General features: G+C 62.4%; 22 protein-coding genes. 4 read left to right on the forward strand and 18 right to left on the reverse strand.

The window, feature by feature from the left end; genetic code table 11:
• Positions 1-11: 11 nt before the first annotated feature.
• Complete coding sequence (locus IAE77_RS30185; protein WP_294235280.1) at positions 12-647, forward strand: DUF1080 domain-containing protein; 636 nt, start codon at positions 12-14, stop codon at positions 645-647.
• 54 nt (positions 648-701) lie between these two features.
• On the opposite strand, the gene IAE77_RS30190 is transcribed toward IAE77_RS30185, so the two are convergent.
• From IAE77_RS30190 to IAE77_RS30230, 9 genes are all read right to left on the reverse strand, one after another.
• A complete protein-coding gene (locus IAE77_RS30190) occupies positions 702-2,522 on the reverse strand; it encodes a monovalent cation:proton antiporter-2 (CPA2) family protein (protein WP_294235282.1) in 1,821 nt (606 codons plus the stop codon).
• A 59-nt stretch (positions 2,523-2,581) separates the two neighbouring features.
• Positions 2,582-3,457, reverse strand: a complete 876-nt coding sequence (locus IAE77_RS30195) for a DMT family transporter (RefSeq protein WP_294235284.1) — start codon at positions 3,455-3,457, stop codon at positions 2,582-2,584.
• A 52-nt stretch (positions 3,458-3,509) separates the two neighbouring features.
• Entirely contained in the window at positions 3,510-3,968 is a 459-nt protein-coding gene (locus IAE77_RS30200; protein WP_294235286.1) for a thioesterase domain-containing protein, read from the reverse strand.
• Positions 3,961-4,389, reverse strand: coding sequence for a ribose 5-phosphate isomerase B (gene rpiB / locus IAE77_RS30205; protein ID WP_294235288.1), 429 nt, complete (start codon positions 4,387-4,389; stop codon positions 3,961-3,963). The genes IAE77_RS30200 and rpiB overlap by 8 nt, the downstream gene beginning before the upstream one ends.
• Before the next feature lie 14 nt (positions 4,390-4,403).
• A complete protein-coding gene (locus IAE77_RS30210; RefSeq protein ID WP_294235290.1) occupies positions 4,404-5,006 on the reverse strand; it encodes a nitroreductase family protein in 603 nt (200 codons plus the stop codon).
• 83 nt (positions 5,007-5,089) lie between these two features.
• Positions 5,090-6,649 carry an alpha/beta hydrolase gene (locus IAE77_RS30215; RefSeq protein WP_294235292.1) on the reverse strand — a complete coding sequence of 520 codons (1,560 nt, stop codon included), beginning with the start codon at positions 6,647-6,649 and terminating at the stop codon, positions 5,090-5,092.
• Positions 6,650-6,672: 23 nt separating this feature from the next.
• Positions 6,673-7,179, reverse strand: a complete 507-nt coding sequence (locus tag IAE77_RS30220) for a VOC family protein (protein ID WP_294235294.1) — start codon at positions 7,177-7,179, stop codon at positions 6,673-6,675.
• Entirely contained in the window at positions 7,176-8,240 is a 1,065-nt protein-coding gene (locus IAE77_RS30225; protein WP_294235295.1) for an alkene reductase, read from the reverse strand. The genes IAE77_RS30220 and IAE77_RS30225 overlap by 4 nt, the downstream gene beginning before the upstream one ends.
• A gap of 91 nt (positions 8,241-8,331) precedes the next feature.
• On the reverse strand, positions 8,332-9,228 hold the full coding sequence (locus IAE77_RS30230; RefSeq protein ID WP_294235297.1) for a YceI family protein: 897 nt from the start codon (positions 9,226-9,228) through the stop codon (positions 8,332-8,334).
• 84 nt (positions 9,229-9,312) lie between these two features.
• Between IAE77_RS30230 and IAE77_RS30235 the strand changes: the two genes are divergently transcribed.
• Together IAE77_RS30235 and IAE77_RS30240 are read left to right on the forward strand one after the other, a co-directional pair.
• Entirely contained in the window at positions 9,313-9,606 is a 294-nt protein-coding gene (locus IAE77_RS30235; RefSeq protein WP_294235299.1) for a nucleotidyltransferase domain-containing protein, read from the forward strand.
• Positions 9,603-9,950, forward strand: coding sequence for a HepT-like ribonuclease domain-containing protein (locus IAE77_RS30240; RefSeq protein ID WP_294235301.1), 348 nt, complete (start codon positions 9,603-9,605; stop codon positions 9,948-9,950). Before IAE77_RS30235 ends, IAE77_RS30240 begins: the two co-directional genes overlap by 4 nt.
• Positions 9,951-9,959: 9 nt before the next feature.
• Here IAE77_RS30240 and IAE77_RS30245 read toward each other — a convergent pair whose 3' ends face one another.
• The 9 genes from IAE77_RS30245 to IAE77_RS30285 all read right to left on the reverse strand — a co-directional run bounded on the left by IAE77_RS30245 (position 9,960) and on the right by IAE77_RS30285 (position 18,396).
• Positions 9,960-10,340 carry a hypothetical protein gene (locus IAE77_RS30245; RefSeq protein ID WP_294235303.1) on the reverse strand — a complete coding sequence of 127 codons (381 nt, stop codon included), beginning with the start codon at positions 10,338-10,340 and terminating at the stop codon, positions 9,960-9,962.
• A 37-nt stretch (positions 10,341-10,377) separates the two neighbouring features.
• The gene (locus tag IAE77_RS30250) at positions 10,378-11,079 is read right to left on the reverse strand and encodes a pirin family protein (RefSeq protein WP_294235305.1); all 702 of its coding nucleotides are present in this window, start codon (positions 11,077-11,079) and stop codon (positions 10,378-10,380) included.
• Between the two features lie 255 nt (positions 11,080-11,334).
• Positions 11,335-13,644 (reverse strand): PQQ-binding-like beta-propeller repeat protein, encoded by a 2,310-nt coding sequence (locus IAE77_RS30255; RefSeq protein ID WP_294235307.1) that lies wholly within the window; start codon positions 13,642-13,644, stop codon positions 11,335-11,337.
• A gap of 339 nt (positions 13,645-13,983) precedes the next feature.
• On the reverse strand, positions 13,984-14,505 hold the full coding sequence (locus tag IAE77_RS30260) for an ATP/GTP-binding protein (RefSeq protein ID WP_294235309.1): 522 nt from the start codon (positions 14,503-14,505) through the stop codon (positions 13,984-13,986).
• A gap of 35 nt (positions 14,506-14,540) precedes the next feature.
• A complete protein-coding gene (locus tag IAE77_RS30265) occupies positions 14,541-15,176 on the reverse strand; it encodes a hemerythrin family protein (protein ID WP_294235310.1) in 636 nt (211 codons plus the stop codon).
• 27 nt (positions 15,177-15,203) lie between these two features.
• Positions 15,204-15,818: a protoglobin domain-containing protein gene (locus IAE77_RS30270; RefSeq protein WP_294235312.1), complete on the reverse strand. Its 615-nt coding sequence runs from the start codon at positions 15,816-15,818 to the stop codon at positions 15,204-15,206.
• Between the two features lie 83 nt (positions 15,819-15,901).
• A complete protein-coding gene (locus IAE77_RS30275; RefSeq protein ID WP_294235314.1) occupies positions 15,902-16,273 on the reverse strand; it encodes a roadblock/LC7 domain-containing protein in 372 nt (123 codons plus the stop codon).
• Positions 16,274-16,339: 66 nt separating this feature from the next.
• Positions 16,340-16,897, reverse strand: coding sequence for a hypothetical protein (locus tag IAE77_RS30280; RefSeq protein WP_294235316.1), 558 nt, complete (start codon positions 16,895-16,897; stop codon positions 16,340-16,342).
• Entirely contained in the window at positions 16,894-18,396 is a 1,503-nt protein-coding gene (locus tag IAE77_RS30285) for a serine/threonine-protein kinase (RefSeq protein WP_294235318.1), read from the reverse strand. The genes IAE77_RS30280 and IAE77_RS30285 overlap by 4 nt, the downstream gene beginning before the upstream one ends.
• A gap of 246 nt (positions 18,397-18,642) precedes the next feature.
• Here IAE77_RS30285 and IAE77_RS30290 point away from each other — a divergent pair, with 246 nt between their 5' ends.
• Positions 18,643-19,860 carry a PQQ-binding-like beta-propeller repeat protein gene (locus IAE77_RS30290; RefSeq protein WP_294235320.1) on the forward strand — a complete coding sequence of 406 codons (1,218 nt, stop codon included), beginning with the start codon at positions 18,643-18,645 and terminating at the stop codon, positions 19,858-19,860.
• Positions 19,861-19,988 lie beyond the last annotated feature (128 nt).

A 19,988-nucleotide genomic window follows, 5' to 3' on the forward strand; every position in this document is an offset into this window, starting at 1 on the left:
CAACCCACAACATGCGCCCATTCCTCGCTTTCCTCGCCTTCGCATCTCTCGTTTCCGCGGCTGAACCGGTTCACCTCACGCTCGCTGACTTCACCAACCTTCAGGGCGAGCCTGCCAGCGGCGGCTGGACGGCGGAAGGTGACAACGGCATCCACCTCGCCGGCAAAGGCGGCGGCAATCTGATCTCCAAGAACGAATACACGAACTTCGAGCTCGAATGGGAGTGGAAACTCAATCCCAAGGGCAACAACGGCATCAAATACTGGGTCACGAAGATCGGCGGCAAGGAGTGGCTGGGCATCGAGTATCAAATGATCGACGACAGCGGCCATCCCGACGGCCTGCGCGGTGGTTCGCACACCACGGCCTCGATTTATGACATCAAAGGGCCGGTGGCAGGCAAGCTGGTGAAACCGGCGGGCGAATGGAACACCAGCAAGATCGTCGTCCAGGACGGCAAGATCCAGCACTGGCTCAACGGAGCGCTCGCCAGCGAGGCGGACACCACCACGCCCGAGTGGAAGGAGATGATCGCGAAGAGCAAGTTCAAGAACAAGGAAGGCTTCGCTCCCGGGAAGGGCAGAATCATGCTGACCGAGCACGGTGACGAGACTTGGTTCCGCAACCTTAAGCTGACGGCGAAGTAAAGTAGCCCGGTTGCGCCGCAACCGGCACACTGAGCTTGCTGCGGCGCAACAAGCCTACTTTTCCGCCTCCGTCCGGTCACGCTCGAAGAGCTGCGTCAGCTCGATGCGGCGTTCGCGCACGATGCTGGCATAGGCGTTATCATCGTCGTGGACGGGAATGAGCATGTGGAAGGTCTCCTCATCGTAGGCCTTCCACTTCTTGGCGGCACGCTCCAGTTCCTCGCGTTGTTTGCCGAGCGCGCAGAGGGCCTTCACGCCGAGCTCGAGCGCACTGTGCATCTGCTCGTGCACGATGTCCTCTACGTTCAGCCCCAGGCCGCGAAGCTCGAAGCGCTGGTCGTAATCATGAGCGCGAGCGAGGATGCGCACGTTCGGAAACTTCTCCCGGATCTCCGTGACGAGCTGCGCCACCTTGGCTCGATCCGCCAGCGAGATGATGAACATGCGCGCCTCGGCGATGCCCGCCGCGTGCAGCAGATCGAGCCGTGTGGCGTCTCCATAAAAGACCTTGAAGCCAAAGGTGCGCAGCATGTCCACATGATCGGGATCGCTCTCCAGCACGGTCACTTTGATGCCTTGTGACATCATGAAGCGGCCGACGAAGTTCCCAAAGCGGCCGAATCCCGCCATGATCACCGGCGCATGCTCATCAATGGCATCCGGCGCGCGTTCTTCCGCCACCACCGCCGTGTAGCGCGGGGCGATGACCTTTTCGTAGAGCACAAACAGCAGCGGCGTCACCGCCATCGACAGCGCCACGACTGCGACGAGCAGTTTCGCGGTCTCCGCATCGAGAATGCGCTGCTGGATGGCCATCGAGAGCAGCGCGAAGGCAAATTCACCGCCTTGGGCGAGTGCCAGTGATAGCAACCAGCGATGACTGCCACGAATCTTCAGCACAGTGGCGATCCCAAACATGATCGCGGCCTTCAGCACGATCAATCCGGCCACCAGCAGCGTGATGAGCGCCGGTCTGGCCACGATCACGCTGAAATCAAGCGACGCACCGACCGCGAGGAAGAACAGGCCAAGCAGCAGGCCTTTGAACGGCTCCAGGTTGCTCTCCAGCTCATGACGATAATGGCTTCCCGCCAGCACCACACCCGCGACAAAAGCACCGAGAGCGGGTGAGAGCCCCACCTGCGTCATCAGCAGGGCCACGCCCACGATCAGCAGTAATGCAGCCGCCGTGAGGAGCTCACGCAATCCCGTTTTCGCCAGCACGGCAAAACCACGCGGCACAACAAACTGCCCCGCGATCACAATCAACACCACCGCGCTCAAAGTCACCAGCGGTTGCAGCCAATGCGGCAGTTGTTGCAGCCAGCCGTGATCCTCGACCTGCGCTCCGCTGGCGGACAGCAGCGGAAACACCGCGAGCATCGGAATGACGGAGATGTCCTGGAACAACAGCACGGCAAACGAGTCGCTGCCCGCGTCGGTGCGCATCAGCGCCTTCTCCTGGAGGGTCTGCAGCACAATGGCCGTGGATGACAGGGCCAGAATCATGCCTGCGGCGATGGCGGGTTTGAACGCCAGACCGCAAAGCATCGCGACGGTCATCACCGCCAGGGCCGTGAAAACCACCTGAGCACCACCGAGGCCGAAAATCGGCCCGCGCATGCGCCACAGACGTGCGGGTTCCAGTTCGAGGCCAATCATGAAAAGCATGATGACGACGCCGAACTCGGCGAAGTGCATCGCTTCCTCGCCCTGGCTGCCACCGACCCATCCCAGCGCGAACGGACCGATCACGGCACCGCCGATCAAATAGCCGAGCACGGACCCGAGGCCCAGTCGATGCGCCACTGGCACCATCAGCACCGCCGTGGCGAGGTAGATGAACGCGGAGAGGAAGAAATGAGGATCGTGCATGCGCGGGTGGGCGATGTAGGCGCAGAAGCATTCGTCACGCCAAGAAAGAATCGGGAGTCTCACCTTCCCCTTGCCATCCAAACGCCTGTCACTGCCACGGCCATGCCGATGAGCGACAAACCGGTCAGCGTCTCGCCAAAAATGCCCCAGGCCATCAGCGCCGTCACGGCAGGCACGGTGTAAAACAGGCTCGCCACATTCACCGCCGTGCCACTGCGGATCAGGTGATTCAACAAGCTGATCGCGCCGATGGAAAGCACCAGCGCCACCCAAAGCAGGGCAAACACAAACTGCCCGCTCCACTCCACATGCATCGTCTCGGTCGTGAAGGCGAGCAGTGCCGTCACCACCAGGCTGGCCCCGTATTGCACCACCGTGCTGGTGCGCAGGTCAAAACGCGGACAGTGCCTTTTCTGCCACATCGTGCCTGCGGTGATGCCGATCAGCGACAGGAGCGCGGGAATCGTCATGGCAAAGGTGAGCCCGCTGCCGGTCTTGTGCGCCACCACCAGGGCCGTGCCGACGAATCCGAGCACCAAACCCAGCCACTGACGCGGCAGCACCTTCTCTCCCAACGCCACTCCGGCGAACGCCGCCGTGAACAGCGGCTGCATCGAGACGATCAGGCTCAGGATTCCCGCCGGAAGCCCCAGCCGCAGCGACCAGACGCATCCACTCAGATAAAGCGCATGAATCAGCAGGCCTGCGAAAGCCACATGCATGGTCTGCACACGGCCCTGCGGCCACGGTGCACGCGTCAGGAGTGCGATCGGCGTCAAAATCGCGAGCACGATGCAGTAGCGCAGCGTCAGGAAGGTGAACGGCTCCGCATACGGCACGCCGAGCTTGGATCCGATGAAGCCGCTGCTCCACAACAACACGAAGAGCCACGGAATGGCCGCGCTCCAGCGTGAAACGGGCAGCCGGTCACTCATGGTGAGCCGGTGGCTTGCGTTTCATGGTGGTGCGCGTGGGTCAGCATGATCTTCAGCGCATCGCCACAAAGGTTCCCTCGAACTCCACGCAGACTTTTCCATCCTCCTCGATGGTGACCGGCAGCGACAGACGGGCGCGGCCGGTTTCGTTGAACTGACGACGGAAAACCTCCATCACTGCGTCATCAGGCCGTGAACAGGCCGCTCTCAAGGTGCCGCGCACCGGATGGCGGTAGCGAATGTGGCTGTCACGCACGACGACATGCGCTTCCCGGTCGCCAAGCATCAGCCAGAGCAGGCTGTAACCCGCGAGCGTCGCCAAAGCGCTGAGGCTGCCGCCGAATGCGGTCCCCAGGTGGTTGTGATTGGGTTCCAACGGTGCTTGCAGGACCAGCCGGGCACCATTCCAGCTCTCCACAGTCACGCCCATGGCATGCGTCAGCGGAATCTGCTCATGCAGATAGGCCTCGGTCTCGCGCAGGAGCCGCTCGTTGGCCGTTACGTCATTCATCGAGCTGCTGGATGCGCGAAAAGTGACGGCCGCCTTCAAACGGCGTGGTGAGAAACACATCGACGATCTGCAACGCGGTCTGCAGATCCATCATGCGCTCGCCGAGCGAGAGCACGTTCGCGTCATTGTGCTGCCGTGTGAGCCGTGCGGACTCCAGATTCCAGCACAGGCCGCAGCGAATGCCACGTACACGATTGGCCGTCATCGCCTCGCCGTTGCCGGAACCGCCGAGAACGATGCCGCGTTCGAATGTGCCGGCAGCCACCGCCTCGGCGACGGGCCGGATGAACTTCGGATAATCCACGGCCGCCTCCGAGTGCGTGCCAAAGTCCTCCACCTCGTGTCCAGCCTCGCGCAGATGCTGGACAATGGCCTGCTTGTAGCGAAAGCCGGCGTGATCGGAACCGATGGCGATTTTCATGCGCAGAATGGTGGTCAGAACGTGTTTTGAACGATCACCTCGTCATGAGGAAGTTGGCCCGGCTTTGGCCACGCGGGTTGCGTGCCTTTGCCAACGGCGATCATGAAGGAAATGACGTGATCTTCTGGCAGTTTGATGATTTTCGCGACGGCATCGAAGTCGAAGCCATCCATCGGGCACGAGTCATACCCGAGGGCCTTCGCGGCGAGCATGATCGTCATGCCAGCCATGCCGCAGGAGCGCATGCATTCGTCGCGCTGCACCTGTTCGCGGCCGGCGTAATACTGGCCGATGGCGGGGACGAGGAAGTCCTGCACGGGCTGCGGCGCGTCTTTCCAATAACGGGCGGCATCTTTCTTCCATGCGTCCTTGTCGGCGCACAGCACGATGAGCAGCGAGGCGTCGGTCACCTGCGCCTGGTTCCAGGCGACGGCCCGGATCTGCTTCCGCACTTCAGGATCGCTCACTAGGACGAAACGCCAGTGCTGGATGTTGAAGGCGGTGGGGGCCTGCAACGCCGCGGTGAGCAGCGTTTTGACCTCGTCTTCCGTCATGCGGTGGGCTGGATCGTAGTGTTTGATGGCGCGGCGGGCGTGGATGGCATCGAGGATGTTCATGGAGTTCTCGGGAGGAGGAAAGGGAAGAACTCTTGCTGCGCTTGGGGCGGCAAATCAACCGCGTCGGAGGAATTCATGCGCATTCACAGCTTCAGAATGCGGCGGACTTCCGCGATGGCCTCCGGATGGCGGAACACGCGGTGTCGGGACGGGACAACGAGTTCCGAGTCAGCACCTTCGAGATGACTGCTGCTGTAAGGCACGAAGCCGTCGCTGCTTTCGTCCAGAGGCCCCGGCCGTCCCCGGTTTCCGATGATGCTGTGGACGTGCACACGGTGCGCGTAAGGGAGCTCCGCCAGCAGCCGCAGCGTAGGCTGCCGGGGCGAGAGCGAGCTGACGCTGTCGAGCTTTCCTGCGGCCAGTCCGGTGTATTCCGGCGTGAAGGCGTCCGGATTGGCCGTGGCCACCCGCCGATAGAACTGCTGAAACGCGCGTGGTGGCTGCGTGAGCACGCTGCCGAGCCGTCCGATGAGGGTGTCGGCATACTCGCTGCCACGATGGGGCGTGGCGATGAAGATGATGCGGTGGATCGTCGGATCGGCATGCCATTCAAAGGCGTCCTTCAGCATCGACCGGTCCTCGGTGGAGAGCTTCAACTCATCCGCAGTGACCGTGAAGGTGGCCTTCCAGAACGCCTCGCCCGGCTCCATCGCCAGCGCCTTTCCCACCAGCCCGCCCATGCTGTGCGTGACGAGCGTGGTGTGGCGCATCGCGGGATCATCACGCTCTGGATCGAGAAGCCGTCGCACCGCGGCGAGCTGCCTGCGCAACACCGAGGACGAATACAGCGACGGAGCGGACGTGTTGTAGAGGAAATGCCAGATCTGGTAGCGGTTGCGGATGCGATCATCGGCCCACAGCTCGTTGCTCAGCTTTGCCCAGGCCAGAGGTGACGAAAGCAGCCCGTGAATCATGATGAGCGGCTCCTTCCGCCGGTCATAAGGCTCCATCAGGTAGAGCTGGGGAGTTCGCTTTGGCAGCGGCGTCACCATGTCCAGGACCCGGAGCTGGTTGAGCTTGCCAGACTTCGAGAGAGTGGCCGCCCAGGGCAGGGAGAAATCGGCCGCCAGCGGCTGCCGGCGGCCGTTGTGAACCACACTGTCATGCACCAACGGACAAAGAAGATCGATGTGCACCTCCTGGACGCCTGCCTTGGCCTTTCCCGGCTTTAATAGCGCAGTGAGCGGGCGTGCGATGGTCTCAGGCGGATAGTAGGCCTCGATCGGGTCGCGTTCACGGTTCTCACGGATCGCCACCAGCGGCACACCCGCGCCACGCCGGACATGATGCGGGATCTTGAGCACTTCGTAATCGGCCGCGGGGCTGATCTTGTCAAAATAGGCCGGTGAATAGGCCCCCTGGCCGGTTTTGGAGAAAACGACGTGAAACACAGGTCCCCGGCTGTCAGCCTCCCCTCGCACGATGCCTTCAGCCCCGAGATCGGATTTCCTCCATCGTTCGATGAAATGCCCCAGAGCCACCTTGGCGGCATTCGTTCCTTCATTTGCCAGCGCTGCCTGCATCCACTCATGGAGCGACGCCTTTTCCGGCTCCACGACACGCGTGATCTTCGCGGGTGCGATGGCGCAGCCTGAAGACAGGAGCAGCCAGCCGCTGATCAGCAGGACACGTGTGGGACTCATGATGGAAAGGGGAATAACACCCCTTACGCATCGCATTCGCCATCGGGAGTGGACGCCGCCAACAGCGCGTCCAAATCGAGAGGTTCCGTCGTCATCTTGAGTTCACCGTTTGCATCGCGCGGCCAATCGGCGGGATCGCGGTCCACGTAGAGTTCGAGGCCGTTGCCGTCGGGGTCTTGGAGGTAGAGGGCTTCGCTGACGCCGTGATCGGCGGCACCTTCGAGGGGGATCTTGTGCTCAATGAGGCGTCGCAAGGCATCGGCGAGCGATTGGCGATCCGGGTAGAGGATGGCGACGTGATAGAGGCCGGTGGTGCCGCGGGGCGGAGGCTTGCCGCCGCGGCTTTCCCAGGTGTTGAGGCCGATGTGATGATGGTAGCCGCCGGCGGAGACGAAGGCCGCGCCGGGTCCGTAGCGCTGCGTGAGCTGAAAGCCGAGCACGCCGCAGTAAAAGGCGAGCGAGCGCTCGAGATCGGCCACCTTCAGGTGAACGTGGCCGATGCGGACGCCGGGATGGATCGGTGCGTTCATGACATCGCGGGATAGTCCGTGTAGCCCTCGGGGCCGGGGGAGTAGAACTTCGCGGGGTTCGGAGCATTGAGCGGGGCCTTCGCGGCGATGCGGGCGGGCAGATCGGGATTGGCGAGGAAGCTGGTGCCAAAGGCGACGGCGTCGAGCTTGCCTTCGCTGATGGCTTGTTCGGCCTCGTCGGCGGTGTAGCCCATGTTGCTGATGAGCACGCCTTTGAAATGCTGTCGCGCAGGCGTGAGGACATCGCCTTGCTGCGCTTGGAAGAAGTCGCTGCGCATGACATGCAGGTAGGCGATGCCGCGCGTGCTGCACTGCTGCGCGATGTAAGTGGTGATGGCGACGGGATCGCTGTCGATCATGCTGTTGTAGCTGTTCAGCGGCGAGATGCGCAAGCCGACGCGATCCGCGCCCCAGACGCAGATGGCGGCATCGAGCACTTCGAGCATCAAACGGGCGCGATTTTCGATGGAGCCGCCGTAGGGGCCGCTGCGCTTGTTCGCGCCATCGCGGAGGAATTCGTCGAGCAGGTAGCCATTGGCTCCGTGGACCTCGACACCGTCAAAACCGGCCGCTTTGGCGTTCTCGGCAGCTTTTTTGAATCCGGCGACAATGCCGGGGATCTCGTCGTCGCGGAGTTCACGAGGCGTGACGTAGGGTTTCTTGCCTTCGGGCGTGTGGACTTCATCGCCGGTGATCGGAATGGCGCTGGGAGCCACAGGTTGGGCTCCGCCATTGAGCAACGGATGGCAGGCACGACCACCATGCCAGAGCTGGAGCACGATCTGGCCGCCTTTCGCATGCACGGCATCGGTGACGGCTTTCCAGCCATTGATTTGAGCATCGGAGTAGATGCCGGGCTCCATCCAGAAGGACGAATTGCCCTCCATGACCATCGTGGCTTCGGCGATGATCAAACCGGCGCTGGCTCGCTGCGCGTAGTATTCGGCCATGAGCGGCGTGGGATTGTGATCGGCATCCGCACGGCAACGCGTGAGCGGGGCCATGAGGACGCGGTTGGGGAGTTGCAGAGCGCCGGCGGTGAGTGGGGAGAGGAGTTTCATGGAGTGGTGGAGTTTTGGAGTGATGATTGGGGAAAGAGTGGAACAGGCACTCTTGCCTGTTTTTGATGGGGCACAGACAGGAGTGTCTGTGTCACGGTTGGCGGTCGGCGTGGAGCTTGATGTGCAGGTGGATGTGGTCGTTGACGATGTGTTTGCCGAGGAAGCGGAAGAGTCGGCCGGAGCCGTAAACGCTGCCGAACTGGGTGCGATCGAGATCGAGCACGCCCTGCGCGGTGAGGCGTTTTCCATCGGCGGTGGCGGCGAGGATGGGAAATTCGATCTCGCGGGTGATGCCGCGCAGAGTGAAGTGACCACGCAGAAGGTAATTCGGTGTGCCGTCGGTGCAGGTGGCGAGCGGTGTGATGCTTTCCGCGACGAATTCGGCCACGGGATGATGAGCGACATCGAAGAAGTCGTCGCTGTGCAGATGCGCGATGAGCATCTGGTTCATCGCGGAGTCGCTGATGTCTTCGCAGGCGATGCTGTCCATCGCGATGCGAAAACGGGCAGCGACGAGCGCGTTGTCGCGCAGCGTGATCTCGCCATCGGCGAGGCGCACGGAGCCGCTGTGATGGTTGAAGAGATTGCGGCCGGTCCAGCGGATGAGGCTCTGCTCGGTGTCTGCACGGAAGGTGCCGCTGAGCGAAGGCGCGGCTGGCGGTGTGCCTTCCCCTCCGAGCGGCAATCCGGCCGCGCTCCATGCTTCGAGACCGCCGTCGAAGGCGGTCACATGGGTAAAACCGGCGGCGGTGAGCTTTTGAGCGGCGACTTGCGCATCGAGCGAGCCACTGCCCGCGCCATACACAATGATGGCGCGAGCTTTGTCGGTGGTGAGAGCGGCGATTTGATCAAAGAAGGCCACTTCATACACACAGGCCTGCTTCGAGCCGGGAATGCGTCTCGCGGCGAAAACCTCCTCCGGCAGGACCTGCACGAGCAACGGCGCGTCCGCGGAGGACAGAAGGGTTTGGAGCTCGGAGGTAGTCATAATGGACGAGGTGGTAAGAGGTGGGTGCGATCAGGCGGTCAGAGGAGAGTTGGCAAAAGCGGCGTGGCGTGTTACGAATGGAGCATGACCAAGCGCGAGCTCGTCCACAACCACCGCGATGCGATCCTCGGGGCCGCCATGGGCCTCGGGGCGGAGCGTATTCGTTTGTTCGGCTCGGTGGCGCGTGGGGATGAGAGTGAAGGCAGCGACATCGACTTCATCGTGCGGATGAAGCCCGAAATGGATGCCTTTGCACTCGTAGAGCTGCGGGACCGGCTCCAGGGCATCCTCGGCTGTGAGGTGGATGTGCTGACGGAGCATCGCTGGATGCGCGACCGGCTGAAACGCGAGATCGAGGAGGTGGCCGTCGAGCCATGAAGGGGCCGCGAGGAGATGCGGCGCGGCTTCAGGACATCCTGGACGCCATCGCCGCGATCGATAGACATCCGCTGGAGAACCGGGATGCTTTCGACGCGGACGAGTTGCTGCGCTTTTTTGTGCTGAAGCATATCGAGATCCTCGGCGAGGCGGTTTTCAAGCTCAGCGATGATTTGAAGCTGCGTCACCCGCAGGTGCCGTGGGACAAGGTGGAAAAGACGCGTCATATCCTGGTGCATGATTACTTTGACGTGAACTGGGACATCGTCTGGCGCATCGCCACCATACATCTGGTCGAGTTGAAACCTCAAATCGAGTCGGTGATCGAGAGCGAAGGCGTTTGAGTGCCACGATCACTTCACCAGGCCGAGCCAGGCTTTGCGCTCGGTGAAGAGCAGGAAGGCGGAGAGCACGCAAATGGTGATGAGAGCGGGGTCTGCGATGTAGGCGCACTTGGCGAGGAAGACGTGGAAGCAGAGGATGTTCACGATGATCGGCCCGAGCACGAGGAGGCCGAGATTTCGCGTCTTGGGTAGCAGCAGGAGCAATCCGCCGAGGATTTCGAGCACCTTCACAAAGCTCATGTAGCCCGTGGGGCCGACGGCGGCGAAGAAATCGCCCGGAGGCGTGCCTGCAGGCGGTGGTGGTGGCATTTTGCCGGTGAAATACATGGCTCCGAAGAAAACGAAGGCGGCTCCGAGGAGGGATGAGGCGATGGTAGCGATGAGTTTCATGGGGGTGGAGTGTTGGAGTTGTGGAGTGAGGGTTGGATTAAGCGAGATCGAAGAGGAGAGCCTCGGCGTCATCGGAGGCGGTGAGGGTGAGCGTGCCGGTGTCCTCGGTGGAGAAAGCGTCGCCGGGGCTCAGCGTGCTGCCGTGCGCGGTGATGCTGCCTTTGATAAGCTGGAACCACACGCCGCGGCCGGTTTGGACCTCGTGGGTGATGCTCTGCCCCTTCGGAAGGCGCACGCGGTAGATGTCGGCGTCCTGATGGATGGTGGCGCTGCCTTCGCGGCCATCGGGCGAGATGACGAGCACTTTCGGCTCGTTTTCCTTCGCCGGATCGGGATGCCACTCGGTGTAACTCGGCGTGAGGCCACGCTGACGCGGACGGATCCAGATTTGCAGAAGCGATGCGCCCTCGGTCTTCGAGGGATTGAATTCGCTGTGCGTCACGCCGCGACCCGCGCTCATGAGCTGGACCTGACCGGGCAGGAGCGTGCGGCCATTCCCCATGCTGTCCTTGTGAGCCAGCGCACCCCAGAGGATGTAGCTGAAGATCTCCATGTCCGAGTGCGGATGCGTGGGAAAGCCCGCGCCGGGAGCGATGATGTCCTGATTGATCACCCGCAGGCTGCGGAAGCCCATGTGCGCCGGATCGTAGTAATCGGCGAAGGAGAAGGTGTGGAAGCTGTCGAGCCAGCCGTGGTCGGCATGGCCGCGTTCGTTGGATTTGCGATGGGTGAGTTTCATAACGGCGATGCATTCGCGCATCTGGCGTCAGTCCTCCAATGCCACTTGCTTCACAAGTTCATGCCGGATGGTAATCAAAGAGGCCGAAGCCCAATCGCCACAAAAGTTGTGGGCGAGGCGAGCGCGGCAGCGTCCTGGAGTGCTCCAGCCCTCTGGAGCTTTCGTGAACCTGGGGACGCTCAAAAGCGCTGGAGGACCGGAGGACCAGCGCACTCCAAAACGCTGCCGCGAGCCACGCACACCCATCAGCAGAGTTCACTTCTCGCCTTTGACCACCTTCCGCAAGGCGCGGTAGCCGTATTCGTTCAACAGAGCGATGGCTCCCAGGTCGCTGGAATCTCTCGCTACGTCAGAATAGGAATTGAGCGAGTTGTAAACGGACTCCATCGCGGCTTCGAGAGACTCGGCACGCAAAGCGGGATCGTGCGCCTTGTGCAGCGACTCGATGGCGTTGACGAAGTGAAAGGTGAACTCCAGACGCTTCGCATTGTAGAGCGTGAAGCTGCGTGAGCCTTCACGCGCGCGGGTGTTGGCCCGGTACATCTCATTCATGGCGTTCTGAAAGTGTGTTTTGACCTGCGTGAGCCACTCGGGCACGGGACCGGTGGCATGCAGATGCCGCACGAGCATCTCAGGGGCGGGAAAGCCAAGTTTTGGGTCGTTTTGGGCGATCAATTGATTCGCTTTGTCGATCTCCTGGAAGCCGAGCCACAGGCGCTCCGCCACGCCTTCGCCGCACATCGGCGTGACGAGTTCGCTCAGGGCTTTCTCGTCGCGGAAGTCGTTTTTGGGCAGAACAGAGACCACGATCGGTTCAGCTGTGACGACCTCAAAGCCGAGTTTGGCGGCTTTTTCGCGGAAACGGGCCGTGACGGCTGCCGCATCGGGATTGCCGAAGGTTTTTGCGCCTCGGAAGGCTTTGCGGCCAGCGGTGTCGCCATCGACGCGGATCGGTGTGAAGGGCGCGACATTCTTTGGCACGGCAATGCTGGTGTAGCCGAGTTTTTTGAGCTGCTGGAGGCGTTGATCGAGTTCGTCTTCGGTCCACGACTCCTGGCCCATGGCGTTGCCGGTGTAGCCGTTCCAAAGCCGTGATTTGCTCACAGGCTGGAGGCTGATCTCGCCAGCAGACGGCTGAGACGTGTTCTCCGCCAAGCCCGACTGCGCACCGCCTGCCGCGACGCAGAAGAGATTTTCACGCGTGCGGATGTAAAGACGACCATCGGCGATGCTCGGCGTGGCGATGATCTCTTCGCCGATGTCGTTTTTGCCGAGCACCTTCAACTCGGGTCCGTCCTCAAGCACAACGACAAAACCGTTCTTGCCCGCGATGTAGATCTTGCCATCCGCAGCGACGGGCGAGGCGAAGTAATCGCCGAAATTGCCGAGGCGGCTGCGGTCCCAGAGTGTTTTGCCGTCCTTGATGTCGTAGCAGCTCGACATGCCGCCGCTTTTCACGAGATGGAGACGGCCATTGTAAACCAGAGGCGAAGCGATGTTTGACGGCGTCTTGGGGTCGAGGTTCCAAAGCAAATGCGTCTTCGTCACATCGCCTTTGCCACCGCCTCGGATGGCCTGGATGATGTTTCCACCAGCGGCCATGTTGTCAGGCGATTGGAAGGCGGTGTCGATCTCGTCCGGATCAATCAGGCCGTTCTTGTTCTTGTCGGAGGCGTCGAAGCGTTCGTGAAATTCCTTCGGCGTCTCGTCGCGGGCGAGGATCTTGTCCTGATTCGTATCGAGCCATTCGAGCAACGCATGCTTCAACGTGCGTGTGGCATCACCATAACTCTGCACAGCGATGTAGATGATGTCGTCCTGCACGACTGGCGAGGTCATGATGGTGCGCAGCAGCGTGTTGCAGGTCCATTTTTCAGCGCCTGTGGCGGGATCGTAGCCTTTCATCTTGCCGCTGCCGGCCACGACGATATCGCCTTTGCAGATCACGGGCACGGCGTAGCCGGCGAGCATGTCTTTGCGCAGCGTCTTCCATCTTTCCTTTCCCGTTTTGGCATCCACGGCGACGAGGAAGGGCGCGAGGTCGTCGTCCTGGCAGAAGATGACCATGCCGTCATGCACGATGGCGGAGGAGGCCGCGCCCCAGTCCATGAGATAAGCCGGACGCGGCATGGAGTAGCGCCAGAGTTCCTTGCCCGTAGCGAAATCAAAGGCCAGCAGGCCGATCGTGCTGAAATGCACATAAACACGCTCGCCATCGGTGGTGGGTGTCGATGAGGCGTGGCTGTTCGGCGGCGTGATGCGCGGCAGTGTGCCGGTGTCGAACTCCGACTTCCACTTTGGAGCGCCCGTGGCGGCGTCAAAGGCCTGCAGTGCGACTTTGCCATCGCCCGCCATGCCGGTGGCAAACACGACGCCGTTTTTCACGATCGCGGAGCCAACGCCATCGCCGAGCCGTGCCTTCCAGGCGATGTTTTTGTCCGCCGAGAACTCGGCCGGGACATTTTTCGAGCTGGAAATGCCGCTGCCATTGCTGCCGCGGAACTGCGCCCAGTCCTCGGCTTGCAGAGATGAGACGATGAGGGCGAGAGTGCAGAGTCTTTTCACGGCAGACCCATACGCTACGGGACGGAAGCCCATATCAGGGAGACTCCAAGATGGTTCTGGCATGCGGCAAGGCGGGCCATCGCCTCCACGATCGAGGGCGTTTCGCTGGACGGACGGATCATCGTGTCCGGGCTGGGCCGTCGGGCATGTTGGTGTTGGCGGTGCAAATGATCGTTTGGAGCCACGATGATGTCATGCTCCAGGCCCAGACAGATCGATGTCTGGGGGATGCGTGAACCAACAGTTTATCGCACCGCAGGGGGCGCGGGGAGAATCCGGCATCACAGTTCCGGCCTGCGTGATGAGTCTCCCGGCACGCTCAGGCTGAACAAGACGCTGTCAGTGCCTGAGCGAGAGGAGCGTCTGGATCAGCAGCAGCACGTCTTTGCGGCGACGTGCATCCACGGCGAGGATGGGGACGCGGAGGGTGAAGAGATCGAGGTATTCGCGGTAGTCCTCGATGGCGGGCGTGGACTTCACATCCGTGCGCGTGATGCCGATGACGAGGCGCTGGTCGCGGATGAACTGGCTGAAGGCGTCGGTGTAGGTCTTGATGTCGGCGAGCGGGTCCTGGCGGGCGTTGTCGAGCATCAAGATGAGTCCGCCGCCGCCCTTGGTGAGGATTTCCCACATGAAATCGAAGCGCTCCTGGCCGGGCGTGCCGTAAAGGTGAACGCGGTCGCCGTTGTCGAGGGAGATGCGGCCGTAGTCCATGGCCACCGTGGTTGTTTGCTTGCGCTCGCGCGTGTCGTCGCTGGCTGAAACGTCGGTGAGGATGGGCGGGACCTCGCTGACGGAGCAGATGGCGGTGGTTTTGCCAGCGCCGACGGGACCGGCGAAGATGATTTTGCGCTGCTTCATGGAAACGGCGTGCGGAGGGGCGGTTGCATGACGGATCAGCGGCCAAACTGCCACCATTTCTTCTCCGGCTTCGGTTCTTCATGCACGGCAGGTGGTGGAGCGGCCTGAACGGGCGGCGGCACCCGCTGCGTGACGGGTTGTTCCGGCCCGGGAGCCGATTCCGGCGTGGGAGCTGGTGCAGGAGGAATCGTCGCGGGTTCAGGACTGGCTTCCGGCACGGCGGCGGGTGCAGGCACGCAGGGGTTCACCACAGGAGCGCCGCCTTCACCGGAGACGTGGGCGAGCTGGGCGTCGATGCCCTGGATGTGCTGCACGAGCCAGGCGGTGAGCGTTTTGTACATCCGCGTGGCGATCTCGTTGGAGTCGCCGCCGCCATCGAGTTCCGCCCGGAAGGCGAGGAAGGTCTGGATGAACTGGGCGTGTGCGTCCTTGTTCCGCGCGGCATAGGGGCATTTCAGGCGCTCCATGCAGCCCTCCTCGTTGCAGAAGTGCCACTCGGTGTAGTACTGGAGCAGGTTGACGATTTTTTTGAGCGACTGCGCGGTCTGGCCGCTCTCGATGGCACCGGCGAGATCGTTGATGATGTCGATGAGATACTTGTGCTGGTTGTCGATGGCACGGTTCCCGGTTTTGAGGGCGTCCGACCACTGGACTTTCATGGACTGGCTCATGGCGCGATGGGGCTGGGGCTGGCGTTTCTAGCTGACGGGGTAGGGGCCGAGCAGGCGGTGGTAGTGCTGGATCTTCTTCTGCACCTCCATGGCGACCATGCGGTTGAGCACGGGCTCCTTCAGGCCGCATTCCCGCACGGCGTTCAGGTATTCCTGGTGGTAGCCTTCCACGGCGAGCGCGGCGAGGCAGTTTGTGACGCGGAGGAAGGCCTGGATCACGCGCTCGGCGGAGGCTTCCTCGAAGATCTCGAAGGCGTGCGCGGTCAGCAGGGTCTGCAGCCGGCCGAACATCGACACGACAAACACATGCTCCACCTGGTGCTGCACGTGGATGAGTCCGACGAGCCAGTGCCAGGTCCAGAAACGGTCGTCATAGCGGCCGCTGACTAGCGACTCGAACCACAGCCGCAGCGTGCGTTCGCGCTCGCCACGATCCTGGTTGAGCTTTTTGAAGACGGCGGCTGTGGCTGGGAAGGCGTAGAGGGTGTCGTAGAACCCGGTCGCGATCTGCGTGCCGAACGGGCGCAGGCTCTCGGACGCGTCCTGGAGGACGCGGCAGTCCTCATCGGTGAAGCCTGTGAGCGCCCTGGCCTTTTCGAGCACGAGGCGCCAGGGCTCGGCGGGAGCGGTGTCGGAGGGCATCGAACGTGGAAGGTGTGCGGTGCTGTTGAAATGCGGGGACTTCCTGCGGACGCGAATCTCCAGTGTGAGTGTTGCCGCGCGGATCAGATGATGCGTGCGATCTCCTTGGCCGCACGTTTCATGTCGAGGAAGACGAGGCCGAGCTTCGCACCTTGGGTGGTGAGCGTGGTGAGCACGCCCTCCGGACCTGCGGCCATCATCACGAGGTTGCCCTTTTCGCCTTTGATGAAGATCTGCTCCAGACCGCCGCGCTCCAGTTCACTGGCGGAACGTTCACCCATCGCGAGCAGGGCTGCGGACATGGCCGCGACACGGTCCTCATCAAGGCCGGCGGGGAAGTTCGAGGCGATCATGAGGCCGTCGCTGGACACGACGGCGGAGGCTTCAATGTCACCGCTGGAGGAGGACAGGGTGTTCAGAATGGTCTTGAGTGCGTCGGATTTATTGGCTGCCATAAGGCCGTCAAGCTACGTGAATGGCCGCTGGATCGTCAAAACGCATGAGTGGGTGAAATCCGGCAATCACTGTTCCGATACTGCGGCAAAGCGCCGGTGCAGCAGTGTCGCGCATTTGTGCAGCGCCAGATTGGTCACACGGCGGTAGGTGCAGCGCTTCCGTGAGTAGGCCATGAGGAAGAACCGGTGCTCCAGTCCGGGAAAGTAGCGCACCACGGCCAGTTCACCGCCGCTGCCGAGCAGTGTCATCTCATTCACGCCGGAGACGATGCCCGCATGCTGCGCACGCTCCGCCACATACTCGAAGACGGAGCCGATCGCGGCCATGATGTCCGCGTTTTCCATGCGGTGTGTCTCTGCGATGACCAGCCCGTCATCGGAGGCGATGGTCAGCCCGTCGAGGCTGCCGTGTGCCAGGCATTCCTCGAGCGCGGCGGTGAGCGTGGCGGCGAAACCGTCCGGCGTGCTCTCCTGCTCCTCACGCAGACGGCGCACGACATCCTCGGACAGTTCGGCCCGCTCTCCAGCCTCGCGATAGTATTCCGTGCGGTCCAGGTCTGCGCTGGTGTGACGCGACAGGTCGTCAGGCAGCGAGGCAGTGGGGATGTCTGGTGCGGGATTCATGAGGCGGTGGTGTTCGTGGGTGCGGGAATGGCGGCATCGCGCCCGTCCAGGGCCTGGAGCACGACCTGAAACGCGCCGATCAACTCCTCCAGGCTCTGGTAGCGGTCATCCGGCTCGTAGGAGATCATTTTGTGAATGAGCCCGGCAGTCCACAGATGCAGGTCCGTGCGGATCTCGTGAATCAAATCAGGCACCGTCTTCACGATGACGCTCGCCAGTTCGTCACGCGTGGGTGCTTGAAACGGCGGCCTGCCAGCCAGCGCCTCCCACATCGTCAGCCCGAGGCTGTACTGGTCGCTCCGCATGTCCTGACCCGTGCGCTTCAGCCTCTCCGGCGGCATGTAGAGGCAGGTGCCCAGTCCTTTGGACACGTCCTCGTCCAGATGGCATGCGAGACCGAAGTCGATCAGCTTCGCCACGCCGAAGCGGTCGTGCAGGATGTTGCCGGGCTTGATGTCGAGGTGCAGCAGCCCGAGTCCTGACGCGGCTTGCAACGCACGCGCGACGGCCAGCCCTGTCTCCAACACGAAGCGCTCCTCCAGCCGCCGCCCCTTCATCACGGGTCGTGACAGCAGCGCGTCTGAGAGCAGCTCCATCACGATGTAGGGCGTGCCATCGACGCTGCCGATCGAGTAGATCGGCACGATGTGCGGATGCGTGAGTCCTGCGGCCCGCCGTGCCTCACGCACCATGGCCTCCACATTGCCCCGGCTGCCTGCCAGCTCGCCGCTGATGAGCTTGATCGCCACGTTGCGGTGCAGGCTCTCATCAAAGGCGCGATACGTCACGCCCATGCCGCCGCTGCCGAGCTGGCTCTCCAGGATGAAGTTTTCAATGCGTGCGGGCACGATCTGGCGTGTGCAGCAGCGTGGACACTCGATGCGCATGAGCAGCGGCACGTCCGGCTCGACGGTGAAGGGCACGCGGCAGTTGCAGCAGACCGGTTTGTCCAGTGCTTGCAGCGTCACATCCCGCCGGCTCTCGACGGCGGACTCCGTCTTCTTCTTCAGGCGGATCACGCCGTGGCTCGACGGCCGGCCGCCGTTGGACGACGCACCGGCCGCCAGCGGCTTCTCCGGCTCTGCCGCCGCCTGTGGCGCCACAGATTCCTGCACCGTGTTCAGACTCGCGGCAGGTTTTGCCTCTGGCGTGTCGAAACGGGCTGCTGGACTGGCTTCCTTGTCCTCGCGTGCTGCTGCTGTCGCCGCCTTCTTTGCCAAGGCACGTTGCCGGGCCGCTGCGAGCGCCTGCTCCCGCCACCAAGGAACGCCGTTCGCCTCTTTTTCAGCCAATTCCGGTGCCGCGATCACTTTCGCCGGGCTGTCGCTGTCCTTTGTCTCCTCGTTTGCCTCGAGCGGTCGCGTGTCGGCACGTTTTCGCAGCATCGATGCTCCACGTGCGCGTAGCAGCGCCTCCGCATCGTGCGGGGACTTGCGCACCAGCCGCGTCACGGTCGGCTGCGCAGGAGGCGTCGGGTCTTGGCTCCCATGGTGGATCATGATCGAGGAATCAGCGTCAGGACGAATTCACCGCCGCGCCGGAACCGCCACGCGCCGACGGAAGAACGAAAACTCATTCCTGAATTCCCCGTGTTCGGGAAGCAAAAGCCGCCGTCCGCGCATTCAAAGCCAACTCCCGCACAACCCGCCACGGCATCGAACCATGTTGGAATCGTGAACTGAACCAGACTAGACCGGGCCCACGATGACAGCGTGGCGGCCTTTGAAGCGTAATCCACGCCCTTGATGAAATCCGCCCCGCTCCTCCTCGCTGCCTTTGCCACATCCATCTTCGCCGCCGACTGGCCCGCATGGCGTGGTCCCACAGGCGATGGTCAGGCCGCCGCAGGACAAAAACTGCCGGTGAAGTGGAGCGAGAGCGAAAATCTCGTTTGGAAGGCCGCCGTGCGCGGTCGCGGTCATGGTTCGCCGATTGTCGTGGGAGATCAGGTGCTGCTCGCCACGGCGGATGTGGAGACGGAGGAGCAACTCGTCCTCAGCTTTGATCGCGCGACGGGCAAATCACGTTGGGAGATCGTCGTGCATCGCGGGAACCTCAACACGAAGGGTCACAAAATCTCCTCGCAGGCCTCGTCGGATGTCGTGAGCGATGGCGAGCGGCTGTTTGTGAACTTTTTGAACAACGGCGCCATCTTCACCACCGCGCTCGATTTGAACGGCAAACAGCTCTGGCAGCGTCGCGTGTGCGATTTCCAGGTGCATCAGGGTTTTGGCTCCTCGCCGGTGATTTATCAAAACATCGTGCTCGTCTCCGCCGATCATCGCGGCGGCGGCAAGATGACCGGCCTCAACAAACTCACCGGCGACATCGTGTGGCAGCAGGATCGCCCGCCAGTGGCCAACTATGCCTCGCCCGGCATCGTGAATGCTGCTGGCAAAGTCCAAGCCGTGCTCGCGGGCTGCAACAAGGTCGAGAGCTTCGATCCGCTCACCGGCAAAAAACTCTGGAGCATCGACGGCAGCACGGAGGAGACCGTCGTCACCGCCGTGACGGACGGCAGCCGCGTCTTCCTCGGCGGCGGTTATCCGAAGAACCACACCATGGCTCTCGAAGCCGACGGCAGCGGCAAGATCGCCTGGGAAAACGTCACGAAGACCTATGTGCCCTCCATGCTCGTGAAGAACGGCCACGTCTTCGCTGTCGGCGATGCCGGCCGTGCCGTTTGCTGGAAGTCCGCGACTGGAGAGGAACTGTGGAATGAGAAAGTGGACCGCGAATTCTACGGTTCGCCCGTGATGGCCGACTCGCGCATCTACGTCACGAGCAAAAGCGGCGTCACCTCCGTCTTCGAGGCCACCCCGGAGAAATTCACCCTTCTCGGCCAAAACCCGCTCGGCGACGAATCCTTCAGCAGCCCCGCCATCTGCGACAACCGCCTCTACCTCCGCTCCGCCAAGACCAGCCCCACGCGGCAGGAGTTCCTCTGGTGCGTGGGTGAATGACGATCATGCGCACATCACGCCTTCTCCTTGTCTGGCCGCGTGCTTTTTATGTGCGCAACGGCCGCCGCATGGTCGGCGACTTCGTTTTGACCGAGGCGCAGCTCCGCAAAGCGAACCCCGAGCCCGTG

Source organism: Prosthecobacter sp. (assembly GCF_014879935.1).
GTDB lineage: Bacteria > Verrucomicrobiota > Verrucomicrobiia > Verrucomicrobiales > Verrucomicrobiaceae > Prosthecobacter.

Coding starts and splice junctions, on each gene's coding strand:
- IAE77_RS30185 (WP_294235280.1), top strand. CDS start 12: ATGCGCCCATTCCTCGCTTTCCTCGCCTTCGCATCTCTCGTTTCCGCG.
- IAE77_RS30190 (WP_294235282.1), bottom strand. CDS start 2,522: ATGCACGATCCTCATTTCTTCCTCTCCGCGTTCATCTACCTCGCCACG.
- IAE77_RS30195 (WP_294235284.1), bottom strand. CDS start 3,457: ATGAGTGACCGGCTGCCCGTTTCACGCTGGAGCGCGGCCATTCCGTGG.
- IAE77_RS30200 (WP_294235286.1), bottom strand. CDS start 3,968: ATGAATGACGTAACGGCCAACGAGCGGCTCCTGCGCGAGACCGAGGCC.
- rpiB (WP_294235288.1), bottom strand. CDS start 4,389: ATGAAAATCGCCATCGGTTCCGATCACGCCGGCTTTCGCTACAAGCAG.
- IAE77_RS30210 (WP_294235290.1), bottom strand. CDS start 5,006: ATGAACATCCTCGATGCCATCCACGCCCGCCGCGCCATCAAACACTAC.
- IAE77_RS30215 (WP_294235292.1), bottom strand. CDS start 6,649: ATGAGTCCCACACGTGTCCTGCTGATCAGCGGCTGGCTGCTCCTGTCT.
- IAE77_RS30220 (WP_294235294.1), bottom strand. CDS start 7,179: ATGAACGCACCGATCCATCCCGGCGTCCGCATCGGCCACGTTCACCTG.
- IAE77_RS30225 (WP_294235295.1), bottom strand. CDS start 8,240: ATGAAACTCCTCTCCCCACTCACCGCCGGCGCTCTGCAACTCCCCAAC.
- IAE77_RS30230 (WP_294235297.1), bottom strand. CDS start 9,228: ATGACTACCTCCGAGCTCCAAACCCTTCTGTCCTCCGCGGACGCGCCG.
- IAE77_RS30235 (WP_294235299.1), top strand. CDS start 9,313: ATGACCAAGCGCGAGCTCGTCCACAACCACCGCGATGCGATCCTCGGG.
- IAE77_RS30240 (WP_294235301.1), top strand. CDS start 9,603: ATGAAGGGGCCGCGAGGAGATGCGGCGCGGCTTCAGGACATCCTGGAC.
- IAE77_RS30245 (WP_294235303.1), bottom strand. CDS start 10,340: ATGAAACTCATCGCTACCATCGCCTCATCCCTCCTCGGAGCCGCCTTC.
- IAE77_RS30250 (WP_294235305.1), bottom strand. CDS start 11,079: ATGAAACTCACCCATCGCAAATCCAACGAACGCGGCCATGCCGACCAC.
- IAE77_RS30260 (WP_294235309.1), bottom strand. CDS start 14,505: ATGAAGCAGCGCAAAATCATCTTCGCCGGTCCCGTCGGCGCTGGCAAA.
- IAE77_RS30265 (WP_294235310.1), bottom strand. CDS start 15,176: ATGAGCCAGTCCATGAAAGTCCAGTGGTCGGACGCCCTCAAAACCGGG.
- IAE77_RS30270 (WP_294235312.1), bottom strand. CDS start 15,818: ATGCCCTCCGACACCGCTCCCGCCGAGCCCTGGCGCCTCGTGCTCGAA.
- IAE77_RS30275 (WP_294235314.1), bottom strand. CDS start 16,273: ATGGCAGCCAATAAATCCGACGCACTCAAGACCATTCTGAACACCCTG.
- IAE77_RS30280 (WP_294235316.1), bottom strand. CDS start 16,897: ATGAATCCCGCACCAGACATCCCCACTGCCTCGCTGCCTGACGACCTG.
- IAE77_RS30285 (WP_294235318.1), bottom strand. CDS start 18,396: ATGATCCACCATGGGAGCCAAGACCCGACGCCTCCTGCGCAGCCGACC.
- IAE77_RS30290 (WP_294235320.1), top strand. CDS start 18,643: ATGAAATCCGCCCCGCTCCTCCTCGCTGCCTTTGCCACATCCATCTTC.